The sequence below is a fragment of the Actinomycetospora sp. genome, assembly GCF_055612215.1.
This window is the reverse complement of the sequence record NZ_JBVPVA010000852.1, coordinates 1-2,192: the sequence shown is the minus strand read 5'-3', so window position 1 is coordinate 2,192 and position 2,192 is coordinate 1. Positions and strand designations below refer to the sequence as shown.

The following is a 2,192-nucleotide window of genomic DNA, read 5'->3' as shown; positions in this document are numbered from 1 at the left end:
GGGGCAGGCTGGCCGCCCGGTGGGCGGCATCCAGGTAGCTCTGGCGGGCGCCGTCCTGGTCGCCGGCCAGCTCCAGCAGGTGGGCGCGGACGGCGTGGAACCGGTGGCCGGCCGCGATCCGCTGATCGTTTCCGAGCCCGGTGAGCAGCTCAAGCCAGGCCCGGGGGCCGCGGACCATGGCCACCGCCACCGCGTGGTTGAGCGTCACCACCGGGCTCGGCTGCACCTGCATCAGCAGCTCGTACAGCGCCACGATCTGCGGCCAGTCGGTGTCCTCGGCCCGCGGCGCCTCGTCGTGCACGGCGGCGATCGCGGCCTGCAGCTGGTACGGCCCGACCGCCGTGCCGGACAGCGACGCCGTGATCAGCCCGACGCCCTCGCGGATCGCGGCCGCGTCCCAGCGGCTCCGGTCCTGCTCGTCGAGCGGCACGAGCGCCCCGGTGGGATCGGTGCGCGCCTCGGCGCGGGCCTGGTGGAACAGCAGCAGGGCGTGGAGCCCGCGCGCCTCGGGGTCGTCGGGCATCAGGTCCACGACGAGCGCGGCCAGCCGCAGTGCCTCCCCGGCCAGCGCGGGGCGGCGCAGCTCGGGGCCCGCCGTGGCGAGGTAGCCCTCGTTGAACAGCAGATAGACCACGCCGAGGACGGCGGCGGTGCGTTCGGGCAGGAGATGGGCCGGAGGCACCCGGTACGGGATCCCCGCATCACGGATCTTGGACTGGGCGCGGACGAGACGCTTGCCCATGGTCTGCTCGGCGACCCCGAAGGCCTGGGCGATCTCGGCCGTGGTCAGCCCGGTGAGGGTGCGCAGGGCGAGGGCGATCTGCGCCTCGAAGGCCAGGGCGGGGTGGCAACAGGTGTAGATCAGCCGGAGCCGGTCGTCCGGGACGTCGTCATCGGAGGCGGGGTCCGAGGCGGTGTCCCCGGCAGCGGCGACCTCGGCCAGCTTGGTCTCCCCGACCCGGTCGCGGCGTAGCCGGTCGAGCAGCCGGCGGCGGGCGGTCGTCAGCAGCCAGGCCCCGGGTCGGTCGGGGACGCCGTCGCGGGGCCAGGTGCGCCAGGCCTGGGTGAACGCCTCCTGGGCGCACTCCTGGGCCAGGTCCCAGTCGCCGCTGGAGCCGATCAGGGTGGCGACGAGGCGGGCCCACTCCCGGTGGAACACCTCGGTCACGACGTCGGCGAGCTCGTTCACAGCTCGCGGAGCGGTCGGACCTCGACCTGGCCCCAGGCGCAGGCGGGGTGACCGGCGGCCACCTCGATGGCCTCGTCGAGGTCCTCGACCTCGATCAGCGCGAAGCCCCCGATCTGTTCCTTGGCCTCGATGTAGGGCCCGTCGGTGAGCAGCACCTGGGCCTCGCGGACGCGCACCGTGGTCGCGGTGCGGCTGGGCCACAGCCCCTCGTGGGCCCGCAGCACTCCGCGGACCGTGAGGTCGTCCAGCCAGGCGGTGAACGCCGCCATCCCCGCGGCACGCCGGCGTTCCGGGTCACCCGTCGCGTCAGGGGTGGCGCCGGTGGCGTCGTCCTCGGTCTCCTCGGCGCTGATCATCAGCAGGTAGCGCATCCTCGGGCCCTTCCGCCGTGGGTCGTCACCGTGACGACGAACGGCGGGCCCTCCGGCGGACACCGGGACCCGTCGTCGTCGGCTGTCCAATTCTCGGGGGTCCGCTCGTCGAGGATGCGTGGCCGATCCCGGCCCGCAGAGGAAGGAGTGGTTCCCATGGACGTCGTGCGCTCCGCCGACGGCACGCGCATCGCAGTCGACCGCCTCGGCCGGGGTGACCCGCTGGTCCTCGTCAGCGGCGCCTCCACCGGCCGCGCGGTCCACGGTGCGCTGGCCGAGCTCCTCGCCGAGGACTTCACGGTGCTCAACTACGACCGCCGTGGGCGCGGGGACAGCGGCGACACCGCCCCGTATGCCGTCGAACGGGAGATCGAGGACCTGGCCGCCGTGCTCGACGTCGCGGGACCGGCCCGTGTCTTCGGGAACTCCTCCGGTGCCGTCCTCGCGCTGCGCGCCGCCGTCGCCGGGCTGCCGATCGTCGAGCTCGCGCTGTGGGAGCCGCCGATCATGGTCGATCCGGACGCCCCGCGCCGCCACCAGCTGTACGTCACCGAGCTGACCGCCCGGCTCGACGACGGCCGCCCCGGTGACGCGATGGCCCTGTTCCTGACCACCGTGGGTCTGCCCGAGCA

3 protein-coding genes are annotated in these 2,192 nt (G+C 74.5%); 1 reads left to right on the top strand and 2 read right to left on the bottom strand.

Annotation, left to right across the window (positions count from 1 at the left end; genetic code table 11):
* Both AC0CYZ_RS23250 and AC0CYZ_RS23245 read right to left on the bottom strand, forming a co-directional pair.
* Positions 1-1,168: RNA polymerase sigma factor (locus tag AC0CYZ_RS23250; RefSeq protein ID WP_472219734.1), on the bottom strand; the 1,168-nt coding region annotated here is incomplete at its 3' end.
* Positions 1,169-1,185: 17 nt separating this feature from the next.
* The gene (locus AC0CYZ_RS23245; protein WP_472219732.1) at positions 1,186-1,560 is read right to left on the bottom strand and encodes a YciI family protein; all 375 of its coding nucleotides are present in this window, start codon (positions 1,558-1,560) and stop codon (positions 1,186-1,188) included.
* Positions 1,561-1,716: 156 nt separating this feature from the next.
* Between AC0CYZ_RS23245 and AC0CYZ_RS23240 the strand changes: the two genes are divergently transcribed.
* On the top strand, positions 1,717-2,192 hold a 476-nt coding region (locus AC0CYZ_RS23240; protein ID WP_472219730.1), incomplete at its 3' end, for an alpha/beta fold hydrolase.

What these genes read in the sequence shown, in the direction of transcription:
- AC0CYZ_RS23245 (WP_472219732.1), bottom strand. Translation starts at nt 1,560, where the DNA reads ATGCGCTACCTGCTGATGATCAGCGCCGAGGAGACCGAGGACGACGCC.